The organism is Actinoallomurus bryophytorum, from assembly GCF_006716425.1.
Classification (GTDB): Bacteria; Actinomycetota; Actinomycetes; order Streptosporangiales; family Streptosporangiaceae; genus Actinoallomurus; species Actinoallomurus bryophytorum.
Map to the genome: position 1 here is coordinate 523182 of NZ_VFOZ01000002.1, position 21664 is coordinate 544845.

A 21664-nucleotide genomic window follows, 5' to 3' on the forward strand; every position below is an offset into this window, starting at 1 on the left:
GCCGGGTCAGACCGTCGAGCCGACGTAGTCCGGCACCACGATCGCCGGTGGCCGCTCGTCGACCGCCACGCTGCTGGTCCGCACCTCGTGTCCGTCTCCGTCGCGACGGAACTGCGTCAGCGTGGTGGACGGCGGCTCCAGCCGTACGACCCTGCCCTGCCGTTCGAGCCGTGACCACGCGGTCTGCATGATCTGGCCGGACATGCCGCCGAGCGCCTCGGCGGACTGGTGCCGGTGCAGGCGTACGCCGAGGTCGACCTGGGCGATCGCGTCCAGTCCGGCGAGTTCGAGCACGTCGATCAGCATGCCGAGCTCGACGCCGTACCCGGTGACGAAGGGCAGGCGTTCGAGCACCTCGCGCCGGCCGGCGTACTCGCCCGACAGAGGCTGGAGGACTCCCGCCAGCACGGGCCAGTGCATGTTGATCAAAGGCCGTGCGACGAGCTCGGTCACCCGGCCGCCGCCGTGTGCCACGGTCGTGCCGCCGCTGACGTACGGGCGGTCGTAGCAGGCCTTGACGTAGCGGACGGACGGGTCGGTCAGCAGCGGGCCGAGCAGTCCGGTGACGAACGACGACGAGAACTCGCGCAGGTCGGCGTCCACGAAGACGATCACGTCACCGCGCGCGACGTGCATCGACTTCCACAGCGCCTCTCCCTTGCCGGACATCGGTGGGAGCTGGGGCAGCACCGCGTCCTGGGCGACCACCCGGGCTCCGGCGGCCGCCGCCACCTCGGCGGTGTCGTCGACCGACCGGGAGTCGATGACCACGATCTCGTCCACGAGCGGCGCGCTCTCGACGAGGTCACGGCGGATCGCGCCGACGATCTCACCGACCGTCTCGCGTTCGTTCCGTGCGGGCAGGACGACACTCACCGTCGTGTCACCCTTCGCCGCGAGCAGCTTGTCGACCGGCCAGTCCGCAGCCGAGCTCATGCGGTTGCGCAGCCATTCCTGGACCTGAGGCAGCAACGGGTCCCCCTCTCGTTTTTGCGACTCGGCCATTGACCCCCGCCGCCGTTTCACCGCCGTTTCGGCAACGTCACACGCAGGCAACGTCATCCCGACGCGTGCTGGTCGAGGAACGCGTACACGTCCGCCTCGTCCACTCCGGGGAACGCCCCGCGCGGCAGAACGGCCAGGACGTGGGAGTGCGCACGGGCCGAGGGCCACGCGTAGCCCTGCCAGCGCTGGGCGAGATCGGCCGGGGGCAGCTGGCAGCAGTCGCCGTCCGGGCAGGCGGACCTGACCCTCCGGTTGGTCTCGCGGCCGCGGAACCAGCGGGAGTGCTCGAACGGGACGCCGAGGGTGATCGCGAACTCGCGTTCGTGGCTCGGGTCGATGTGAGAGAGACACCAATACGTGCCGGTCGGCGTGTCGGTGTACTGGTAGTAGATCGAGAAGCGGTCGTCGGCCGAGAACACGTGCCTCCCGGCCCACTCGCGGCACATCCGTTGCCCCTCGATGGCCCCGTGCTCGTCGGAGGGGAAGATCAGCCCGTCGTTGGCGTACGCCTTGTAGATCGTGCCGCTCTCGTCGTTCTTGGTGAAGTGCACCGGCAGCTCGAGGTGGTGCGTGGCCAGGTTGGTGAAGCGGTGCGCGGCCATCTCATAGGACACTGAGAAGACGTCGCACAGGTCCTCGATGGACAGCTCCCGGTCGGCCTTGGCCTCCTGGAGATAGGGCACGACGGTCCGTTCGGGCAGAAGCGTCGCGGCGGCGTAGTAGTTGGCCTCGACCCGCTGGCGGAGGAAGTCGCCGAAGTCCTTGGGCACCGCGTGGCCGAGGGCGATGTGACCGAGGGTCTGCAGGAGGATCGTGCGCGGCGTGTGCATGCCGAGCTGCTGGCGTTCGAGGTAGATCCGCCGGTTGCGCAGGTCCGTGACGGACCGCACCGAGCGCGGCAGATCCTGCACGTAGCGAAGAGTGAAGCCGAAGTAGGTGACGAGGGCGAGCAGCATGCCCTGCGAGAGCGCACCGGCCCGGTAGCCGACGGCCTCCAGGGTCTTGGCGGCGCTCTCCTCGATCTCACCGAAGTAGTTGCCGCGCTCGTGCATCTGCTGGCGCAGCTCCGCGTTGGCCTTCCGCGCGTCCTCGGGGCTCGCGGTCGGCTTGGTGCGGCTCCGCCTGACCTCGTCGTACATGGCGAGGAGGTGTTCGAGCACGTCATTGGGCACCCGCTTGCCGATCTTCAGGTGCGGCAGGCCGAGGCTCTGGTAGAGCGGGTCGCGCTGGGCCTCCTCGATCGCGATCTCGAGCTGGGCACGCCGGTTCGGGGGCTGCTTGCGCAGGAGCTCCTCGATCGGCACCTCGAGGGCGGTGGCGAGCCCCTGGAGCAGCGAGAGCTTCGGCTCGCGCCGGCCGTTCTCCAGCAGCGAGAGCTGCGAAGGCGCCCTGCCGACACGTTTTCCCAGGTCAGACAGGGTGTAGCCGTGAACCTTACGAAGATGACGCAGTCGCTGACCGAACGTCACAAGGTCTAGACCATTCGTCAAGTTCAGCGGTTCTTCTTTTTGAAAGCCCGTCACAGGTTCACGCTAGCAGAATTTCGGGCGTTCTTCTTGTTACTTACCGGTTCACTAACACTGCCCTCACACGGAGACTGAGGACATACGCACCCAGGGGACGACATAGGAGGGCAATGGCAATGACTGACCGTCGCCTCAAGGGCGCAGCCAAGGAGCTGCAGCAACAGTGGGAGACCGACGCACGCTGGGCGAACATCGAGCGTGACTACACCGCCGAGGACGTCGTACGGCTGCGGGGGTCGGTGCAGGAGGAGTACACGCTCGCCCGTCTGGGCGCCGAGCGTCTCTGGAAGCTGCTGCACGAGGACGATTACATCAACGCACTGGGCGCGCTGACCGGAAATCAGGCGGTTCAGCAGGTGCGCGCCGGCCTGAAGGCCATCTACCTGTCGGGCTGGCAGGTCGCGGCGGACGCGAACCTCGGTGCGCAGACCTACCCGGACCAGAGCCTCTACCCGGCCAACTCCGTGCCGGCCGTCGTGCGCCGCATCAACAACGCGCTGATGCGCGCCGACCAGATCACCTGGTCGGAGGGCGACGACGACGCGCCGTACTGGCTCGCGCCGATCGTCGCCGACGCCGAGGCCGGCTTCGGCGGAGTGCTCAACGCGTTCGAGCTGATGAAGGGCATGATCGCCGCGGGTGCGGCGGGCGTGCACTGGGAGGACCAGCTCGCCTCGGAGAAGAAGTGCGGCCACCTCGGCGGCAAGGTCCTGATCCCGACCGGGCAGCACATCAAGACGCTGAACGCCGCCCGCCTCGCCGCGGACGTGTCCGGCGTGCCATCGCTGATCGTCGCGCGGACCGACGCCCAGGCCGCGACCCTGATCACGAGCGACGTCGACGAGCGCGACCAGGAGTTCGTCACCGGCGAGCGCACCGCGGAGGGCTTCTACCGGGTGCGCAACGGCATCTCCTCGTGCATCGCCCGCGGCCTGGCGTACGCGCCGTACTCCGACCTTCTGTGGATGGAGACCGGCACGCCGGACCTGGACGTCGCCCAGGAGTTCGCCGAGGCGATCAAGGCGGAGTACCCGGACCAGATGCTCGCCTACAACTGCTCGCCGTCCTTCAACTGGAAGAAACACCTCGACGACTCGACGATCGCCAAGTTCCAGCGCGAGCTGGGACACATGGGGTACACGTTCCAGTTCATCACGCTGGCCGGCTTCCACTCGCTCAACCACTCGATGTTCCACCTCGCCAAGGGCTACGCCGAGGACGGCATGACGTCCTACGTGGAGCTGCAGGAGGCGGAGTTCGCCGACGAGGCGGACGGCTACACCGCGACCAAGCACCAGCGCGAGGTCGGGACGGGCTACTTCGACCTGGTCAGCACGGCGATCTCGCCGGACTCCTCAACGGTGGCGTTGAAGGGCTCCACCGAGGAGGAGCAGTTCGTTAAGGCTCACTGACGCACTCGTCCAGGTCGTTGGAGATCCCCCGGTACTTTGCCGGGGGATCTTCTACTTGTGGCGCTATGCGGTCAATGCCACTTTGTGTAAGCCTTACGGTCAGAGGGCCCTATCGTCAGATAGTGGTCTTTGTCCTGTTCGATCCTCAGTAGTAGGGACCGACATGCGCAAAACCCGCCGACTGCTCGCCATCGGCACGACGACCGTCTGCCTTGCCGCGATCACTCCGGCCGCGGTCGCCGAGAAAAGACCGCAGTTCACCCCCGGTGCCAACGGCATCGGAGACCCGTACTTCCCTCTCGAGGGCAACGGGGGTTACGACGTCCAGCACTACGATCTCGCCCTGTCCTACGACCCGCAGACCAAGCGACTCGACGGCACGAACACGATCACCGCGCGGGCGACGCAGAACCTGTCCCGTTTCGACCTGGACCTGCAGCAGCTCGACGTCAGCAAGGTCACCGTGGGCGGGCGGAACGCGAAGTTCACCCGCGACGGCCAGGAGCTGCGGATCACGCCGCGGAAGGGGCTGCGGAAGAACTCGCGCTTCGTCGTCGCCGTGACGTACGGCGGCGTGCCCCAGACGATCGTCGGCTCGCCGGTCGTGTTCGGCTCGCCGTACGGGTTCGTGCACACCGACGACGGCTTCTTCACGGGTGACGAGCCGAACGCCTCCTCGACCTGGTTCCCCAGCAACGACCACCCGAGCGACAAGGCCACCTACACGTTCCACGTGACGGTGCCCAAGGATCGCTCCGTGATCGCCAACGGGAATCTCGTGTCGCAGCGGACCAAGGGCGACAAGACCACCTGGGTGTGGGACGAGAAGTACCCCATGGCGACCTACCTGGCCACGGCCGACATCGGCCAGTGGCAGTTCAAGAACGGCAGGACGCCGGGCGGGATCCGGGAGACGGTCGCGGTGGACCCGAAGCTGGTCGGGCGCGACCCGAACCACCCGGACCCGATGGCCTTCTTCTGGGACACCACCGCCCAGGTGACGGACCTGTGGTCCAAGACCTTCGGCAAGTACGCCTTCGACTCCACCGGGGCCATCGCCGACCTGGCGACGTACAACGGGCAGGCGATCGGCTTCTCGCTGGAGACCCAGACCCGGCCGCTGTACTCCGACGTGCGCAGCGCGGGGACGATCGCGCACGAGCTCGCCCACCAGTGGTTCGGTGACGCGGTCTCGGTGCAGGACTGGAACGACATCTGGCTGAACGAGAGCTTCGCGACGTTCGCCGCCAACCTGTACACGGAGAAGAACGGCGGCGCACCGGTGCACGACACGGCCCTAGCCGTGTACAACCGGCACAGCGCGACCGACCCGTGGTGGAACGTCAAGATCGCCGACCCGCAGCGCGACACCATGTTCCACGACCGCGTCTACAGCGGTGGCGGCATGGTGCTGGAGTTCCTGCGCGAGAAGATCGGTGACGACAAGTTCTTCGCCCTGCTGCACACCTGGTACGAGCAGCACAAGTACGGCAACGGCAGCACCGAGCAGTTCACGGCGCTGGCGAGCAAGATCTCCCACCAGGACCTGAGCTCGTTCTTCCAGACCTGGCTCTACTCGACCGGCAAGCCCGCCCTCCCGACGAGCTGACCCGCACCGAGCGCCGCCCGCCGCACCGTAAAGGTGTGGCGGGCGGCGCCGCGTCATCCGTACGGTGGTGCCCGGTACGCCCGGCACCCTCCGCCGTGCCCGGCCCCTGTCACCGGTGGTGAGGAGAGCGTCACGATGCGGCTCTACGCCTGGATCGCGGCGTACGCCTTCCGGCGCTACAGCACCTACCGCATCGCGGCCCTGTCGGCGACCTTCACCAACACCGTCTTCGGCTTCATGCGCGCGGGCGTGCTGATCGCGCTGTGGCACGCGCGGCCCTCGCTCGGCGGGTACGACGTCACGGACGCGGTGACGTTCAGCTTCCTCACCCAGGCGATGATCGAGCCGGTACGCATCTTCGGCGGCAGCCTGGACCTGACCGAGCGGATCCGCAGCGGCGACGTCTCGATCGACCTGCACCGCCCGGCCGACCTGCAGGGCTGGTGGCTGGCCGACGACCTCGGCCGCGCCGCGTTCGCGTTGATCTCACGCGGGCTGCCGCCGATGCTCGGCGGCGCGCTGGTCTTCTCGCTGCACTGGCCCTCCCCCGCGACCTGGCTCGCCTTCGCCGGCGCGGTGTTGCTCGGCGTGCTGGTCAGCTTCGGGCTGCGCTACCTCGTCTCGCTGGCCGTCTTCTGGCTGCACGACGACCGCGGCATCCATGGGATCTCCCTGGTCACCTCGATGTTCTTCTCCGGACTGCTCGTCCCGCTCACCGTCTTCCCCGGCCGGCTCGGGACGGTCGCGCACGCCCTGCCCTGGGCCGCGCTGGTCCAGCTCCCCGCGGACGTCTACCTCGGCAAGCGCACCGACCTCCTGCACGTGTACGCCTTCCAGGCGGGATGGGCGGTGGCCCTGCTCGCGGCCGGGCGGCTGCTCACGATGGGCGCGCGCCGGAAGCTGGTGGTCAACGGTGGTTGAGGCGGTACGCGTCTACCTGCTGCTGGCCGGCACCTGGATGCGCTCGGCGGCGCAGTATCCGGCGTCGATGGTCATGCTGGTCGCCACGCAGGCCGTCGCGACCTCCCTCGACCTCGCCGCGATCCTGATCATCTTCGCGCACACGCCACGCCTGGGCGGCTTCTCCCTGCCCGAGGTGATGTTCCTGTACGGCACGGCGGGCGTGTCGTTCGCCGTCGCCGACGTCACCCTCGGCACCTCCGAACGCCTCGGCGAGCACATCCGCCAGGGCACGCTCGACACCCTGCTGGTCCGCCCGGTCGGTCCCCTGGTCCAGATCGCCACCGAGGACTTCTCCCCGCGCCGGATGGGCAAGCTGGTCCCCACGGTGACCGTGCTCGTGGTCTCGCTCGTACGCCTGCCCATCGCCTGGACGCCCGTCCGTGTCATGGCCGTCCCGCTGATGATCGCGTGTGGCATCTGGATCTTCGGGGCGCTCTGGGTGCTCACCGCCGCCTGGCAGTTCGCGGTCGTGGACGGCAAGCAGGCGGGCAACTCGGTCACCTACGGGGGCGCCTACCTCACGCAGTACCCGCTGAGCCTGTTCGGCCGCGACGCCCTGCGCGGACTGACGTGGGTGCTGCCCCTGGCGTTCGTCAACTGGGAGCCGGCGCTGTACGTCCTCCGCCGCGCCGATCCGCTCGGCCTGCCGGTGTTCTTCCGCTTCGCCGCGCCACTCGTGGCGGCGGTGCTGTCCGTTCTCGCCGCCCTCGCCTGGCGTACCGGGCTGCGGCACTACCGATCCACGGGGAGCTGACGTGATCGAGGTGGACGAGATCGCCAAGTCCTTCACCGTACGGCGCCGCTCCGGGCGGCTGCGCCGGAGCCGTGTCCACGTCGCCGCGGTCGACGGGATCTCCTTCACGGTCGCCGCCGGTGAGTTCGTCGGCTATCTCGGCCCCAACGGCGCCGGCAAGTCGACCACGATCAAGATGCTCACCGGCATCCTCACCCCCTCCTCCGGGCGGGTACGGGTGGCCGGGCTCGACCCGTCACGGCAGCGTACGGCGCTGGCGCGGCGGCTGGGCGTGGTGTTCGGCCAGCGGACGACCCTCTGGTGGGACCTGCCGCTGCGCGACAGCCTGACCCTCATCCGGCACCTGTACCGGGTCGAGCGTTCGGTGCACCGGGCCCGGCTCGCCGAGCTCACCGAACTGCTCGAGCTCGGGCCGTTCCTCGACACGCCGGTCCGGCAGCTCAGCCTCGGGCAGCGCATGCGCGGCGACCTGGCGGCCGCGCTGGTGCACGACCCGGAGCTGCTCGTGCTGGACGAGCCGACGATCGGCCTCGACGTCGTCAGCAAGGCGACCGTGCGCGCCTTCCTGACCCGGCTCAACACCGAACGCGGCACGACGATCCTGCTGACCACCCACGATCTCGGTGACATCGAACGCCTCTGCCGCCGGGTCATGATCATCGACCACGGACGGCTGGCCTACGACGGGTCGCTGGACGCGCTGCGCGCCACCGTCGACGCGGACCGGATCCTCATCGTGGACCTCGCCCGGCCGGCCCCGCCGATCGAGGTGGAGGGCGCCAGCGTCGTCCGCACCGACGGCCCGCGGCAGTGGCTGGCGATCCCGTCCGCGGTGAACGCCGCCGCCGTGGTGGCGGCCGTGGCGGGGCGCCACGAGGTGGAGGACATCTCCCTTCGCGAGCCCGGCATCGAGGACCTCATCACCCGGCTCTACCGCGGCGGGGTCCCCGCCGGCCACTGACGCCGCACGCGTAAGTGACACACCGCCGGACGTGCTCGGTGCGCCAATACTTCAGTGCCACTTCGTATTCCGTCGGCAAAAGGCGCGCATTCTCGAAATGGCTGTGCATGCTTGCCCGGAAATTGGATATAGACGGTTCGCGTCCGAGAACGATCACCAACACCGAACCCCACCACAGGAAGTGTCACTATCAGGCGTTCACTCGGCAACCGGAACCTTCCCGGCAATCGTATTGAAGACGATTCGAGGCCGCCTGAGGTCGACTTCACACAAAGCAGTAACAATGACTTCGGGGGATTACAAATGGGCTCAATCACGAGAACGGCGGGCGGAATCGGTGCCGCGGTGCTCGCGGGAGCGGCGCTGACGATGGCACAGGCACCCGCGCAGGCCGCGGCGAAGAAGCAGGTCGTCACGGTGCCGTGCAGCTCTGCGGCGCTGGCGGCCGCGATCACCGCTGCCAACGCGACGCCGGCCACGCTCCGGCTCGCCGCCAACTGCACCTACGACATCACGACCGCGGCGACGGCCGCGGACGCACTGCCGATCATCACGGGGAACGTCCGTCTCATCGGCGGGCCGTCCACGACGATCAGGCGTAACGTTGCCGCGGGCGCGGTCCGCCTTCTGGAGGTCGCCACCACCGGCACGCTGCGCATCGACGGGATCTTCCTGCTGAACGGCACCTCCGCCACGTCGGGCGGCGCCATCATGAACGCCGGTTCGCTGACGCTGAACCAGGTGACGCTCAGCGGCAACACGGCCGCCACCAACGGCGGCGGCGTGGACATCGCGGTCGGCGGACGCGCACTGATCTTCCGCACGATCGTCAGCGCGAACACCGCCCTCGCCGGCTCCGGCGGCGGTGTCAACAACAACGGCACCCTCAGGTTCGAGCAGAGCCGCGCCTCCGCGAACAGCGCCGTCAGCGCGGGCACGGGCGGCGGAGGCATCAACACCGCGCTCGCCGCCACCTCGAGCGTCATCCAGAGCACGCTCGACCACAACACCACCACCGGCAGCGGCGGCGGGATCCGGAACCTCGGCACCACGCTGGTCGACCACACGCTGATCGAGCTCAACGCGGCCACGCTCAGTGGCGGCGGCATCTTCAACCTGCCGCCCGGCACCGTGACCATCTTCACGTCGATCATCCGCAACAACACGCCGACCAACTGCTTCCCGCTGAACAGCATCGCGGGCTGCACCAACTGATCCCGGCATGACTCCTGGAGAATTCACATGGGTTCATCCTCAGCGATGACCAGTGGAATCGGAGCCGTCGTGCTCGCCGGCGCCGCGCTGACGATGGCGCAGGCGCCGGCCCAGGCCGTGGCGAGAAAGCTCATCGTCGTGCCGTGCAGCTCGTCGGCGCGATCACGGCGGCGAACGCCGTCCCGGCCACGATCCGGCCGGCCGCGAACTGCACGTACGACATCACGGCGCCGGCGGTGGCCGGTGACACGCGGCGCTGCCGCCGATCACCGGTAACGTCACCATCGTCGGCGGGCCGTCCACCACCCTGCGGCGTGACCCGGGCATCGCCGTCGCGCGCGTCCTCAGGGTCGACGCGGGCGGCAGGCTCGACCTGGAACGCGTCTTCGTCCTCGCCGGGACCGGTCCCGGCGCCGGCGCGATACTGAACAACGGCACGCTGGTGCTGAGGTCCGACACGCTCAGTGGCAACACCGGGCCCAACGGCGGCGCGGTCTCCAACGGCGCCGCCGCGAGCGCGCTGATCTCGCGCACCGTCATCAGCGCCAACTCCACTCCGGGCACCGGAGGCGGCATCATCAACCTCGGCACCCTGACGGTCTCCGAGAGCCGCCTCTCCGGCAACAACTCCGGCGATGACGGCGGTGGCATCGCGACGATCGCCGGCGCCACGACCCGTCTCGTCCAGACCACGATCGACCACAACGTCGCGACCGGCACGGGCGGTGGTGTCTACCCGGACAACTGCTCACCGGCGAACACCATCCCGGGCTGCGTCGGCTGACCCACCCGCGGTGAGGGGCCGGGCCTGTCGCCCGGCCCCTCTCCACGTCAGGCGGCCGAGGTGCGCATGATCTCCCGGGTACGGGCCAGGCCGTCGCGGTATCCGCTCACCGACGGCTTCCAGCCGAGCTCGTCCCGTGCCCTGGCGGTGGACAGCCGCATCGAGGTGCGGGTCATGAGCACGCCGGCGTACGGAGCCATGAGGCGCACCAGCGCACCGGGCGCGCCCATCGGCCTGGGCAGCTCGAAGACGCGGGCCACCTCGGTGACGACGTCGAGCCAGGTCGCCGCCTCGTCGTCGCAGATGTTGTAGGCCCGGCCGCCCCGGCCGTGTTCGAGCGCGGCGACCGTCGCGCCTGCCGCGTCGTCCACGTAGGTCCATGGCGCGACACCGCCACGCGCGACCGGCAGCCGCCGCCGGCGCAGCGCCTCCAGCATCCCGTCCACCGATCCGGGGCCGTAGAAGCCGCCGTAGCGCAGCGAGATTCCCTCGACGCCCCCGGCGGTGAGGATCTGCTCCTCCGCCGACCGCATCGCGGCGACCGTACGCGCGAACGGGCCGCCCGGCTCGCCGAACGGGGCGTCCTCGGTGAGCGGTGCCGCGCCGTGGTCGCGGAAGCCGTAGCCGCCGAAGAACGACTGGCTGACGAACCGGTGCGCCCCGGTGGCACCGGCGACCGCCAGCAGGTTCGTGGTGCCCTCGGTGCGCAGCGCGTTGGTCGCGGCCATCAGCCCCTCGCGCGTGGGCACCTTCTTCAGCGCGGTCAGCTGGTGCACGACGGCGTCGAGCCGCAGCCCGTCCACTGCCGCGAGCAGCTTCGTACGGTCCAGGGCGTCGGCGACGACCGTGGTCGCGCCGGGGACCGGCTGCCGGGATCGGGTGAGGGCGAACACCTCGTGCCCGCCCTCGGCCAGCATCCGTACCAGGGGGCGTCCAACGGCACCGGTGGCGCCCGCGATCAGAACCTTCATCTCTCGGTCTCCTTGTCTCTCACCGCAGGAGACGAGAGACAGGGAGCCGGCGTGACATCACCTCGCGAGCGGCCCCGACTGTCCCGGCCGCCAGAGGTACTCGTGCTCGGGCCGTCCCGTACTGCCGTACCGCAACGACACGAGCACCCGGCCGGCCTGGGCGAGTGACGCGAGGTAGCGCTGGGCGGTCGCCCGCGAGATGCCGACCTCCTCGGAGATCTCGGCCGCCGAACGGGGCTCGCCGGCCCGCCGGAGGGCCTCGGCCACGAGGCGCGAGGTGACCGGCGACTGTCCCTTGACCACCTTCGGCGCGCCGCGCGCGGTCTCGTGCAGCGTACCGAGGGCGCGGTCGACGTCGGCCTGGGTCAGCCGGTCCCCCACCGAAAGGCGGCTGCGGTAGCGCGCGTAGGCCTGGAGTCGCTCGCCCAGCTCGGCGGCGGTGAACGGCTTGATGAGGTAGTGCAGCGCGCCGCGGGAGAGTGCCGTACGCACCGACTCCGGGTCGGTCACGGCGCTGGCCATGATGACGTCGGCGGACAGGCAGGGCAGCAGGTCCAGACCCGACTCGTCCGGCAGGTAGACGTCGAGCAGCACGAGGTCGGCACGTGCCGCCTTGTCCCGCGCGTCGGCGGCCGTACGTGCGCGGCCCGCAACGCGGAAGCCCGGCACCAGGTCGACGAACCCGGCATGGACCTGCGCCACGCGGAAGTCGTCGTCGACGACCAGCACGTCGATCAACTGAGCACCCCCGGAAGCCGGGCCACGAACACCGCGCCGGTGTCGTCCTCCCCCGTGCCGGCCAGCGTCACGTCGCCGCCGCGCGTCCGCGCGGCCGTACGCGCCAGTGCGAGGCCGATGCCGCGCGGCCGTCCGCCGTCGCCCTCGCGGGTGGACACGCCGTCGAGGAAGATGGCCTCGCGCAGATGCTCCGGCACGCCCTCGCCGGAGTCGGCGATGGTGGCGTGCAGGTCGGCGCCGTCGCCGAGGAGCTCGACCTCGACCCGCGCGGGCCGCCGCCCTCCGAGGCGCGCCGCCTCCAGCGCGTTCTCCACGAGGTTGCCGAGCACGGTGGTCACGTCCAGCGGCTCGGACACGCGTCCGGGCACCCAGGTGGTCTCGAGGATCTCCAGCTCGACGCCTTTCTCCGCCGCGACGGCGGCCTTGGCGGCGAGGAACGCCCCCAGGTACGGATCGGGTACCGTGCCCGGCGGCTCGCCCTTGGTGGTGGGGATCTCGGCGAGGGCCTGGATGTAGCCCGCCGCCTCCTGGTAGTGGCCGAGCTGGAGCAGCCCGGACAGTGTGTGCAGGCGGTTGGCGTACTCGTGCCGCTGGGCGCGCAGCGCGTCGAACAGGGTGCGTACCGCGTCCAGCTCGCGGGCGAGCGACTCCACGTCGGTACGATCCCGCAGGCTGATCACCGCGCCGAGGCGGCGGCCGTCGTGGCTGACCTCGCGCCGGTTGACGACGAGCACCCGGTCGCCGGAGACGACGAAGACGTTCGGCGGCACCTCCTCGCCCTCCAGGACGGCGCGGAGCCGGCCGTTCACGGGCAGGTCCGCGACGAGCGTCCGGCGGGCGGGCGTGGCGTCGAGCAGCCGCGCGGCCTCCTCGTTGCAGACGGTGACCCGGCCGCCGGTGTCCAGGGCGAGCACGCCCTCGCTGATGCCGTGCAGCACCGCCTCGCGTTCCTGGACCAGCTCGGCCAGCTCGTGGGGCTCCAGGCCCAGGGTCTGGCGTTTCAGCCGCCGGCCGATCGCGGCGGAGGCGAGCGCGCCGAGCAGGACCGTACCGGCGGCGAACAGGGCCGCCACCGCGAGCGTGCGGTGCACCCGGCGGTCGATCTCGCCGGCGTCGAACCCGACGCTGACCTCGCCGACCAGGGTGCCCACGTGGTCGTACAGCGGGACCTTGCCACGGGCGGACAGGCCGAGCGTGCCGCGTTCGATGACCATGACCTCGTGCCCGGACAGTGCCGCGGAGGGATCGGTGCTGACCCGCTTGCCGATCTCGGCGCGGTTGGGGTGGGCCAGCCGGATGCCGCGTCTGTCCGTCACGACGACGAACAGCGCGCCGGTGGCCCGCCGGATCCGCTCCGCCCGTGCCTCGACGACACCCTGCGGGTCGCCGTTCTCCACGGCGTCGCCGATCACCGGGTCGGACGCGACGGAGCGCGCGAGGGTGAGCGCCCGCCAGCCGAACTGGTGCCGCAGCTCATCACGCTGCACCCAGGCGGCGAGACCGCACCCTGTCGCGGCGACGAGCACCACGACACCGATCTGCAGGATCAGCACCTGGTGCACGAAGCGGATGCGCGGACGCCGGGTCATGACGTCTGAACCGTAACGGAAGCGGCGTTCGCCCGCCCTGCGAGCAGAATGCACAAAACAACGATTTAAACACGCAACATGGTGAAACGCGTTCTTGTGAGTAGAAGGCGGGCAAGGCTTAACGCAGTGGAAACACGGTCGTAGCGTCTGGCGACATGCCCACGCAAGCAGGCTCTGACGGTCCCGCGATCGAGCTTCGCGGCGCCACCAAGCGTTTCCGATCATCGGGCGGAGTGCACACGGCCGTCCGTGACCTCGACCTCACCGTGAACTCTGGGGAGTTCGTGGCGGTGGTCGGCCCCACCGGCTGCGGCAAGTCCACCACACTCTCGCTCGTCTCAGGGCTGGAGCCGGCCTCCGCCGGCGAGACACTGGTGTACGGCAGACCGGTCAACGGCATCCCCGACGGTGTCGGCTACATGTTCCAGACCGACGCCGTCCTCCCCTGGCGATCCGTGCTCGACAACGTGGCGACCGGCCCTCGCTACCGGGGGGCGAGCCGGCGCGCCGCACGAGAGAAGGCCCGCGACTGGGTGGAGCGCGTCGGCCTCGGCGGCTTCGAGTCCTATTACCCGCACCAGCTGTCCGGTGGCATGCGCAAGCGGGTCGCGCTCGCTCAGACGCTGGTCAACGAGCCGTCGATCCTGCTGATGGACGAGCCGTTCTCCGCGCTCGACGTGCAGACACGCGGGCTGATGCAGGACGAGCTGCTGCGGCTGTGGTCGGGCGGCACGTCGCGCGGCGCCGCGGTCGTCTTCGTCACCCACGACCTGGAGGAGGCGGTCGCGCTCGGCGACCGCGTGGTGGTGATGACCGCCGGGCCCGCGACCGTCAAGGCGTCCTTCCACGTCCCCCTGGAGCGGCCGCGCGACGCGGAGGAGATCCGGCTGACGCCGGAGTTCCTGGCGATCTACCGCGAGGTGTGGGAGTCGCTGCGCGAAGAGGTCCAGATCACCCGAGAGAGGAGTTCCGGCCGTGCTGCCTGACCTTACGATCGACTCCGCCCCCGAGGACACCTCGGGCGATGACCACGCGATCGCGCAGGCGCGCGGCGCGCAGCGGCGCCGGCTCATCGTGATCAACACCGTACGGATCCTGCTGGTCGTCGCGGTGCTCGGCTCGTGGGAGCTGGCCGCGTCCCACTGGATCGACCCGTTCTACTACTCCAAGCCGAGCGCGATCTGGCACCGCCTGGTCGACTGGTTCACGAACGGCACGTCGCAGGGCTCGATCTGGCAGCAGATCGCGTACACGCTGGAAGAGGCACTGATCGGCTTCGCCCTGGGCAGTGTGGGCGGCGTCGTGCTCGGCATCGTGCTCGGCCGCAGCCGCTTCCTGTCCGACGTGTGCGCGCCGTTCATCAAGGCCGCCAACGCGATTCCCCGCATCATCCTGGCCTCGCTGTTCGTCATCTGGTTCGGCCTCGGCATGTCCTCCAAGGTCGCGACCGCGTTCGTCCTGGTGTTCTTCGCGGTGTTCTTCAACGCCTTCCAGGGGGCACGCGAGGTCGACCGCAACCTGGTGAACAACGCTCGGATCCTGGGGGCCGGCCGGTTCCAGGTGCTCAGCACGATCGTCGTGCCCAGCGCCACCTCCTGGATCCTCGCCTCGCTCCACTCGGCGTTCGGCTTCGCCATCATCGGCGCGGTCGTCGGCGAGTACAGCGGCGCGGACAAGGGTCTCGGCCTGCTCATCAACCACGCCCAAGGCACTTTCGACTCGGCCGGCATCTACGCCGGAATGATCATCATCACGGTGATCGCCCTGCTGGCCGAGTGGCTGCTCACCCTGCTCGAACGCCGCCTGCTGCGGTGGCGTCCTCCCTCGTCCAGCGTCGAAGTACAGATCTAAGGAGCCACCCATGCGTACGGCCACCCGCATCGCCGCGGCCGCGATCGCCGCCACCACCGCACTGTCGCTCTCCGCCTGCCGCGACTCCCATGCCTCCTCCTCGGGCGGGAGCGGCGGCAAGAACGACACCATCAAGATCATGGTCGGCGGCATCGACAAGGTGATCTACCTGCCGGCCAAGCTCACCGAGCAGCTCGGCTACTTCAAGGAGCAGGGCGTGAACGTCCAGCTGCTCACCGAGCCGGCCGGAGCGCAGGCGGAGAACGTGCTGATCTCCGGCGACGTGAGCGGCGTCGTGGGTTTCTACGACCACACGATCGACCTGCAGACCAAGGACAAGTGCATCGAGAGCGTGCTGCAGTTCGCCGACGTGCCGGGCGAGGCCGAGATGGTGTCGACCGCGAAGGCCGGCCAGATCACCTCGCCCGCGGCGTTCAAGGGCAAGAAGCTCGGCGTCACCAGCCCCGGCTCGTCCACCGACTTCCTCACGCAGTACCTGGCGACCAAGAACGGCGTGCCGACGTCGGGCTACACGACGGTGAAGGCGGGTGCGGGCCAGACGTTCATCGCCGCGCTCAACAACGGCGGCATCGACGGGGGCATGACGACCGACCCGACCATCGCCCAGCTGACGAACACCGGCAAGGGGAAGGTCCTGATCGACATGCGCACCGAGGAGGGAACGCGCGCGGCACTCGGGGGCCTGTACCCGTCGAGCTCGCTCTACATGAACTGCGACTACGTCAAGTCACACGCGGAGGCCGTACAGAAACTGGTGAACGCGCTGGTCAAGACCCTGGGCTGGATCAAGGCGCACAAGCCGGCGGAGATCGCGGCCAAGATGCCGGCCGACTACGCGGGCGGCAACCCCAAGCTGTACGAGAAGGCGATCGCGGACAGCATCGGCATGTTCAACGCCGACGGCGTGATGCCGGCGGACGGCGCGAAGAACGTTCTGAACGTCCTGGCGCAGTTCTCCCCCAACGTGAAGGGCAAGAAGGACAGCATCGACCTGTCCACGACCTACACGACGGAATTCGCGTCCAAGGCTCCCAAGCAGTAACGGGAGCGGCGGCCGAGGCTGCGGGGCGGGCACCGGGGGTGCCCGCCCCGCACCATTTCCCCGCCTGCCGTTCCGGGGCGAATGCCGGACGGCTCGCGCGGCGGTCTCCCGTCACATGCCGAACCGTGCGCGCCGCACGGCTTCGACCGCCGCGGCGGGCCCGCTCACCTCGACCTGTGCGACGCTCTGCCGGCCGAAGAGATAGAGCAGCAGCTCGCCGGGAGGTCCGGAGATGCGCGCCGTGGGTACTCCCCGCCGCGCTCGAACGGTCTTGGCGGTCCCCGCCCACTGAAGCTCGAGACCCGCGCCGCGCAGCCGCCGCGCGAGGAACCAGCGCGCGCGACCGACGTTGCGCCAGAGGGCCTCGTCCATCGCGTGCTCGTTCGCCCGAGGACCACGGCCGTCGGCCCTGCGTACGTCCTCGTGGTGGACGAAGAGCTCGTTGAGGTTCGGGACCTCGCGTACCCATCCGATGCGGAAGACGCCTGGTGGCGGTCCCGATCGGATCGCCTCGGTGAGCCCGGCGAAGTCGCTCAGCGCAAGCGCTCTTCGTCGTCGTTCGGCGAAGCGTGCCCACGTACCGGGCAGGACGAGCCCGGGGCCGGCGAGGTGGTCGCGCTCGCGGATGACGAGGTGCGCGGCGAGGTCGCGGGTCGTCCACGGCGCGAGGAGAGTGGGCGCCTCGGGACCGAGCTCGTCCAACAGGTCGCTGAGCCGTGCTCTCTCGGCGGCGTCGAAGAGCGGATCGGCCATGTCGCCGGAGTGTAGCGAGGCCGTCGGCCGACTTCGAGGCTTTCCGAGGACGAGCCACATTCCGGCATAGATCAGTCGCTCCCGGCCTGCCCCGGAACTGCTGTCCCGGTCGAGATCGCCCCGGTCAGGACCGGCCGGCGCCCGCGGAACCGGGCGCCGCCCCACCGGCCCGCGCGGTGGCGGGGTCATCGTCCGTCGTCGTCGTCCCTTCGGCCAGCACGAGGGCCAGCAGTCCGGGGAAGCACGCATCGAACTCGGATCGCCGGAGGCGGTTGAGGCGGCGTGCGCCCTTGTCCAGTTGTTCCAGCAGGCCGGCGGCGCGGAGTACGGCGAAGTGGTGGCTGGCGGTGGCCTTGGAGACCGGCAGGTCGAAGGTGCCGCAGGCGCGGGTGAAGTCGGGCTCGCCGGCCAGCTCGCGCAGGATCGAGCGGCGCACCGGGTCGGTGAGCGCGTCCAGTGCGTCCTGCAGCGCCACGTCAGCCGGGTCGACGTGGACCAGGTTCCCGCGGCGGCGGGTCGGCTCGGTCATGGCGGATCCTTACCGGTTCGATGTGTTCGATCGTTATCGTACACTCCCAAGTGTTCGATCCAGATCTAACGCTTGGGGGGCCGGGACCGGCGCCACCGTCTACGTGACCGGGCGCAGCACGTCGCCCGGCGACTCATTCCACGACGGAACGATCGCCGAGACGGGGGCGCTCGTCGACCGCGCCGGGGGCACGGGTGTTCCCGTGCGGGTCGATCACTTCGGCGGCGGCACACCACGGTCGCTACGCCATGAGCTGGGCGGGCCGCCGGAGCTCCACCCCAGCCTCCGGTGACGCCGGCGGCGGCTCAGCCGACCCGGACGGTCTCGTCCTCGCGCACCACGTCGACGTCTCCGTCGTAGGACCTGCGGGCCGCCTCCTCGGCCCGCACGGCGAGAGTGCCGGGCCACAGGTGCGTGAGCATCAGGCGCCCGGCGCCCGCGCGGGTGGCGTGCTCACCGGCCTGCAGTGCGCTCGACAGGTAGCGCGCGTCGGCGGCCGGGACCTGATCGGGGTAGGTGGCCTCCGCCAGGAAGAGGTCGGCGTCGCGGGCGAGGTCGGCCAGCTCACGGCACGGGCCGGTGTCCCCGGTGTAGGCGAGTACCTTGCCGCCGCTGGTGAGCCGCAGACCGGCGTTGGGCACGAAGTGCGGCAGCGCCCAGCTGTCCACGGTGAACGGCCCGATCTCGAACCGGACTCCCGCCGTGAACGAACGCAGCGTGAAGGCGTCGTCGAGCATGCCGGGCCGGTCCAGGGCCAGGACACGGTCGAGCGCGCCGGGCAGCGCGTGGACCGGCAGCTTCGGTGCCGGATCGGGGTCGAGCGCGCGTGCCCGCAGGAGGGGGTTCAGGTCGGCGCAGTGGTCGGGGTGGCCGTGGCTGACCAGGACCGCGTCGACACCCGCCGCGGCCACGTGCCGCAGCAGGCGCGGCAGCGTCGCGTAGCCGGGGTCCACGAGCAGCCGGAAGCCGTCGTCCTCGATCAGATAGCCACTGCACGCGCGTCCGGCCGCGGGCCAGGCACCGCAGCTGCCGAGTACCGTCATCCGCATCACGCCGGCTCCCGTCCACCGAGAAATGACCTGCCAGGGACCGTCTCGAAGTCCCCGGGAAGGCGGCGGACTTCTGGGCAGGACCTGGGCCGATCGGGGTCATCATTCCCGCGGACGCCCGTCGGACGGGCGCGGCGGCGGCGATTTGCCGGGAAAAGTAGTGTTCGCACCTTAAATTGAACCTCCGGCATGGGTTATCCGTTGTTCAAAACATGGCACCTCGCAACGCGCTTCCGCATCATGCCCGGTCCGCGTCGGTCCCCGGCATCCGGGGTGTGGCGACGGTGACCTCGGCTCTGGTGATGCGCGCCCCCGCCCACGTCGTCTACGCGTTCCTCTCCCGGCTTCCCAACCACGGGCTGATCACCGGCCGCCGCCTCCGGCTGGAGAGCGTGACGGCCGACGGCATGGGCGCCCGTATCGCGATGCGCGGGCCGCTGGGCATCCGCCGTACGGCCCGCACCTGTGTCACGGACCTTCATCCGCCTCGTGGCTTCGGCGGTACGGCGGCGGTCGGCCGCCGTACCGAGGCGTACGTGCAGTGGACGATCGAGCGCGCCGGGACCGGCTCGCTCGTCACCCTGACCGCGACGATCTTCAGGGCCGGCGCGCTCGACCGGCTGCTGCTCACCCTCGGCGGCCGGCGGTGGCTGGCCCGCAGCTTCGACCGCGCGCTCGTCCTGCTCGCCGTGGCCATGGAGAGCGCACTCGACACCGGCGAGCCGTGCGCGCGGATGGCCGGTTAGCACGGGGCGGGCCCCGGCCCGGGCCTTCTCCGGCGCGTAAGGGATGTCCGCGCCGCCGAATACGCAAGTGACCTGGCGAGACACCGGATTCCCCTGCGTCGCGACGGGGGCGGTGAGTCGTCTTGCGAACAGAGGGAACAACGGTCGCGGTAAGTGATCGGATAACGCGTTTTCGTGGTGGCATCGCCGCCACGCGGAGCGGTACTCGCATTCCCTCGCAAAGCACCTCTAGTCGGTTGTTTTAGGACGTTTTGCGGGGGCAAAGAACGCTCGCAACTGCAACCCACCGGAGGCAACCATGTCGACCGTCATAGTGGTCGTCATCGTCATAGTCGTGATCGTCGCACTCGGAGCCGCCGCGTTCTTCGCGCGGGGACAGGCCCGCCGACGTGGCCTGCAACAGCGTTTCGGTCCCGAGTACGACCGGACCGTCGAGAGCCACGAGAGCACCCGCGAAGCCGAGCAGGAGCTCAAGGCCCGCGAGAAGCGGCATGACGAGCTGGAGATTCATCCGCTGGACCCGGCGGCGCGTGAGCGTCATCTCGCCGAATGGCGTCAGGTCCAGGAGCGTTTCGTGGACGCGCCCGAGGAGGCCGTGACCGAGGCGGACCGTCTGCTCGTCCTCGTGATGGGCGAGCGGGGTTACCCGACCGAGGGCTACGAGCAGCAGGTCTCCGACCTGTCCGTCGAACACGCCAGCACCATCGACCGGTACCGGCAGGCGCACGACATCAGCGCGCAGGCCGAGGCCAAGAAGGCGTCGACCGAGGACCTCCGTCAGGCCATGGTGCACTACCGCGCGCTGTTCACCGAGCTCCTCGACACCGACGAGGACGCCGTCACCAACGGGCGTGCGAACGGTGCCGTCACCGAGCACGGGACCAGGGCCGATGAGCCCGTGGCCGAGCCGGTCGTCGAGCCCGCGGCGGCCGAGCCCGTGGTCAGTGAGCCCATGGCCGATGAGCCCGTCGTGAGTGAGCCCGTGGCGGAGGAGCCCGTGGTGAGTGAGCCCGTGGTGAACGAGCCGTCGGGGACCACCGAGCGCGACGCCACCGAGACGGAGGCGCGGGACGAGGTCGGAGAGGGCACCGAGGCCAAGACCGGCGCTCGTACGAGGAGCGGCAGGCGGACCGCACGCCGTGACAGCGATGACGAGGGAGTGTAGGCGATGAACGAGTACAACGACCGTCCCGCCGACGAACCGGAGCCAGGGACCGATGACCGGCCCGTCGCCGGGTTCGGCTGGGCCGGGCACAACCCGGACCACCACACGGACGAGCACACGGGCGAGCACACGGGCGAGCAGACCGGCGAGCACACGGACGAGCTCGAGGACCAGCGCACCGACGACGAGACGCCGGGCGAGGACGAGCCCCTCGTCGGCGAGGTGTGGAACGACGACTCCGCCGCCGGGACCGGCGAGCAGGCCGGGCACGAGGCCGGTACGGACGAGGCCGGGTCCACCGACCTCGCCGACGAGGAGCGCGCCGAGGGGACCGAGGCCGGCCGCGACCACGTCGGCGAGCCGTTCGGCACCGAGGAACCGATGATCGTCACCGAGGACGAGAGCCCGGAGGACACCACTGAGGCCGAGAGCGCCGAGGAGGAGCCCGCCGAGGTCGCGGAGACGCCCGAGTCCGTCGAGCCGGTCGCGGTCACCGAGCCGTCCGATGTCGCCGAGCCCACCGCGGACGACGCCGAACCCGTGACCGAGCCCGCGGCCGAACCGGTCGTGGACGGCGCACGGCCGACGAACACCGACGAGTTCGCCATCGACTACCTCGTCGACCCTGAGGCCGCCGAGCGGTTCCGCAACCGCTGGCGCGACGTCAAGGGCGTCTTCGTCGACGACCCGGCGGACGCCGTCCGGCAGGCCAGCGCCCTTTCCGGCGAGGCGGTCGAAGAGCTGACCGCGGCACTGGGCCGGCTCAGGCAGAACCTCGACGATCACTGGGACGAAGGCAAGGAGACCGACACCGAACGGCTCCGCGTCGCACTGCGCGGCTACGGTTCGTTCATCGACCGCCTCCTGACCCGCTGACCTCCGCACGCGACAGCGGCGGGCGCACCATCGCGCCCGCCGCGTCCGTGTGCCCGCAGACGGCGGCGCCGGACCGTTCGCCGTAGGCCGCCGCCCGTACGAGGG

21 protein-coding genes are annotated in these 21664 nt (G+C 70.1%); 13 read left to right on the plus strand and 8 right to left on the minus strand.

The window, feature by feature from the left end:
- Positions 1-6: 6 nt before the first annotated feature.
- A complete protein-coding gene (locus tag FB559_RS38530; protein WP_221640654.1) occupies positions 7-972 on the minus strand; it encodes a glucosyl-3-phosphoglycerate synthase in 966 nt (321 codons plus the stop codon).
- 86 nt (positions 973-1058) lie between these two features.
- A complete protein-coding gene (locus FB559_RS38535; RefSeq protein WP_141962541.1) occupies positions 1059-2495 on the minus strand; it encodes a helix-turn-helix transcriptional regulator in 1437 nt (478 codons plus the stop codon).
- Positions 2496-2647: 152 nt separating this feature from the next.
- On the opposite strand from FB559_RS38535, the gene aceA reads away from it, so the two are divergent.
- The 7 genes from aceA to FB559_RS38570 all read left to right on the plus strand — a co-directional run bounded on the left by aceA (position 2648) and on the right by FB559_RS38570 (position 10229).
- Positions 2648-3943, plus strand: coding sequence for an isocitrate lyase (gene aceA, locus FB559_RS38540; protein WP_425455126.1), 1296 nt, complete (start codon positions 2648-2650; stop codon positions 3941-3943).
- Between the two features lie 163 nt (positions 3944-4106).
- On the plus strand, positions 4107-5552 hold the full coding sequence (locus tag FB559_RS38545; RefSeq protein WP_141962543.1) for a M1 family metallopeptidase: 1446 nt from the start codon (positions 4107-4109) through the stop codon (positions 5550-5552).
- Positions 5553-5687: 135 nt separating this feature from the next.
- Entirely contained in the window at positions 5688-6473 is a 786-nt protein-coding gene (locus tag FB559_RS38550; RefSeq protein WP_141962544.1) for an ABC transporter permease, read from the plus strand.
- Entirely contained in the window at positions 6466-7269 is an 804-nt protein-coding gene (locus tag FB559_RS38555) for an ABC transporter permease (RefSeq protein WP_246122777.1), read from the plus strand. The genes FB559_RS38550 and FB559_RS38555 overlap by 8 nt, the downstream gene beginning before the upstream one ends.
- Position 7270: 1 nt before the next feature.
- Entirely contained in the window at positions 7271-8230 is a 960-nt protein-coding gene (locus tag FB559_RS38560) for an ABC transporter ATP-binding protein (RefSeq protein ID WP_141962545.1), read from the plus strand.
- Between the two features lie 303 nt (positions 8231-8533).
- A complete protein-coding gene (locus FB559_RS38565; RefSeq protein ID WP_141962546.1) occupies positions 8534-9445 on the plus strand; it encodes a hypothetical protein in 912 nt (303 codons plus the stop codon).
- 442 nt (positions 9446-9887) lie between these two features.
- Positions 9888-10229, plus strand: coding sequence for a hypothetical protein (locus tag FB559_RS38570; RefSeq protein ID WP_141962547.1), 342 nt, complete (start codon positions 9888-9890; stop codon positions 10227-10229).
- A gap of 47 nt (positions 10230-10276) precedes the next feature.
- Here the strand turns inward: FB559_RS38570 and FB559_RS38575 are convergent, their stop codons facing one another.
- Genes FB559_RS38575 through FB559_RS38585 form a run of 3 tightly spaced genes read right to left on the minus strand, consistent with a single transcriptional unit; the run spans position 10277 to position 13527 of the window.
- Positions 10277-11200, minus strand: a complete 924-nt coding sequence (locus tag FB559_RS38575; protein WP_141962548.1) for an NAD-dependent epimerase/dehydratase family protein — start codon at positions 11198-11200, stop codon at positions 10277-10279.
- A 57-nt stretch (positions 11201-11257) separates the two neighbouring features.
- Entirely contained in the window at positions 11258-11929 is a 672-nt protein-coding gene (locus FB559_RS38580; protein ID WP_246122898.1) for a response regulator, read from the minus strand.
- 5 nt (positions 11930-11934) lie between these two features.
- Positions 11935-13527, minus strand: a complete 1593-nt coding sequence (locus FB559_RS38585; protein ID WP_141962550.1) for an ATP-binding protein — start codon at positions 13525-13527, stop codon at positions 11935-11937.
- 155 nt (positions 13528-13682) lie between these two features.
- On the opposite strand from FB559_RS38585, the gene FB559_RS38590 reads away from it, so the two are divergent.
- From FB559_RS38590 to FB559_RS38600, 3 genes are read left to right on the plus strand one after another with little or no spacing between them, the layout of a single operon-like run.
- Positions 13683-14513 (plus strand): ABC transporter ATP-binding protein, encoded by an 831-nt coding sequence (locus tag FB559_RS38590; protein WP_141962551.1) that lies wholly within the window; start codon positions 13683-13685, stop codon positions 14511-14513.
- Positions 14503-15378, plus strand: a complete 876-nt coding sequence (locus FB559_RS38595; RefSeq protein ID WP_141962552.1) for an ABC transporter permease — start codon at positions 14503-14505, stop codon at positions 15376-15378. Before FB559_RS38590 ends, FB559_RS38595 begins: the two co-directional genes overlap by 11 nt.
- A gap of 10 nt (positions 15379-15388) precedes the next feature.
- Positions 15389-16441, plus strand: a complete 1053-nt coding sequence (locus tag FB559_RS38600) for an ABC transporter substrate-binding protein (protein ID WP_141962553.1) — start codon at positions 15389-15391, stop codon at positions 16439-16441.
- A 111-nt stretch (positions 16442-16552) separates the two neighbouring features.
- Here FB559_RS38600 and FB559_RS38605 read toward each other — a convergent pair whose 3' ends face one another.
- The 3 genes from FB559_RS38605 to FB559_RS38615 all read right to left on the minus strand — a co-directional run bounded on the left by FB559_RS38605 (position 16553) and on the right by FB559_RS38615 (position 18772).
- Entirely contained in the window at positions 16553-17194 is a 642-nt protein-coding gene (locus FB559_RS38605; protein ID WP_141962554.1) for a TIGR03085 family metal-binding protein, read from the minus strand.
- A 124-nt stretch (positions 17195-17318) separates the two neighbouring features.
- Positions 17319-17723: an ArsR/SmtB family transcription factor gene (locus FB559_RS38610; protein WP_141962555.1), complete on the minus strand. Its 405-nt coding sequence runs from the start codon at positions 17721-17723 to the stop codon at positions 17319-17321.
- Positions 17724-18028: 305 nt separating this feature from the next.
- On the minus strand, positions 18029-18772 hold the full coding sequence (locus FB559_RS38615; protein ID WP_141963213.1) for an MBL fold metallo-hydrolase: 744 nt from the start codon (positions 18770-18772) through the stop codon (positions 18029-18031).
- A 212-nt stretch (positions 18773-18984) separates the two neighbouring features.
- Between FB559_RS38615 and FB559_RS38620 the strand changes: the two genes are divergently transcribed.
- The 3 genes from FB559_RS38620 to FB559_RS38630 all read left to right on the plus strand — a co-directional run bounded on the left by FB559_RS38620 (position 18985) and on the right by FB559_RS38630 (position 21559).
- The gene (locus FB559_RS38620) at positions 18985-19518 is read left to right on the plus strand and encodes an SRPBCC family protein (RefSeq protein WP_141962556.1); all 534 of its coding nucleotides are present in this window, start codon (positions 18985-18987) and stop codon (positions 19516-19518) included.
- A 298-nt stretch (positions 19519-19816) separates the two neighbouring features.
- Entirely contained in the window at positions 19817-20683 is an 867-nt protein-coding gene (locus FB559_RS44340; RefSeq protein ID WP_185792678.1) for a hypothetical protein, read from the plus strand.
- A 3-nt stretch (positions 20684-20686) separates the two neighbouring features.
- On the plus strand, positions 20687-21559 hold the full coding sequence (locus tag FB559_RS38630; protein ID WP_141962557.1) for a TraB/GumN family protein: 873 nt from the start codon (positions 20687-20689) through the stop codon (positions 21557-21559).
- The last annotated feature ends 105 nt before the right edge of the window (positions 21560-21664 follow it).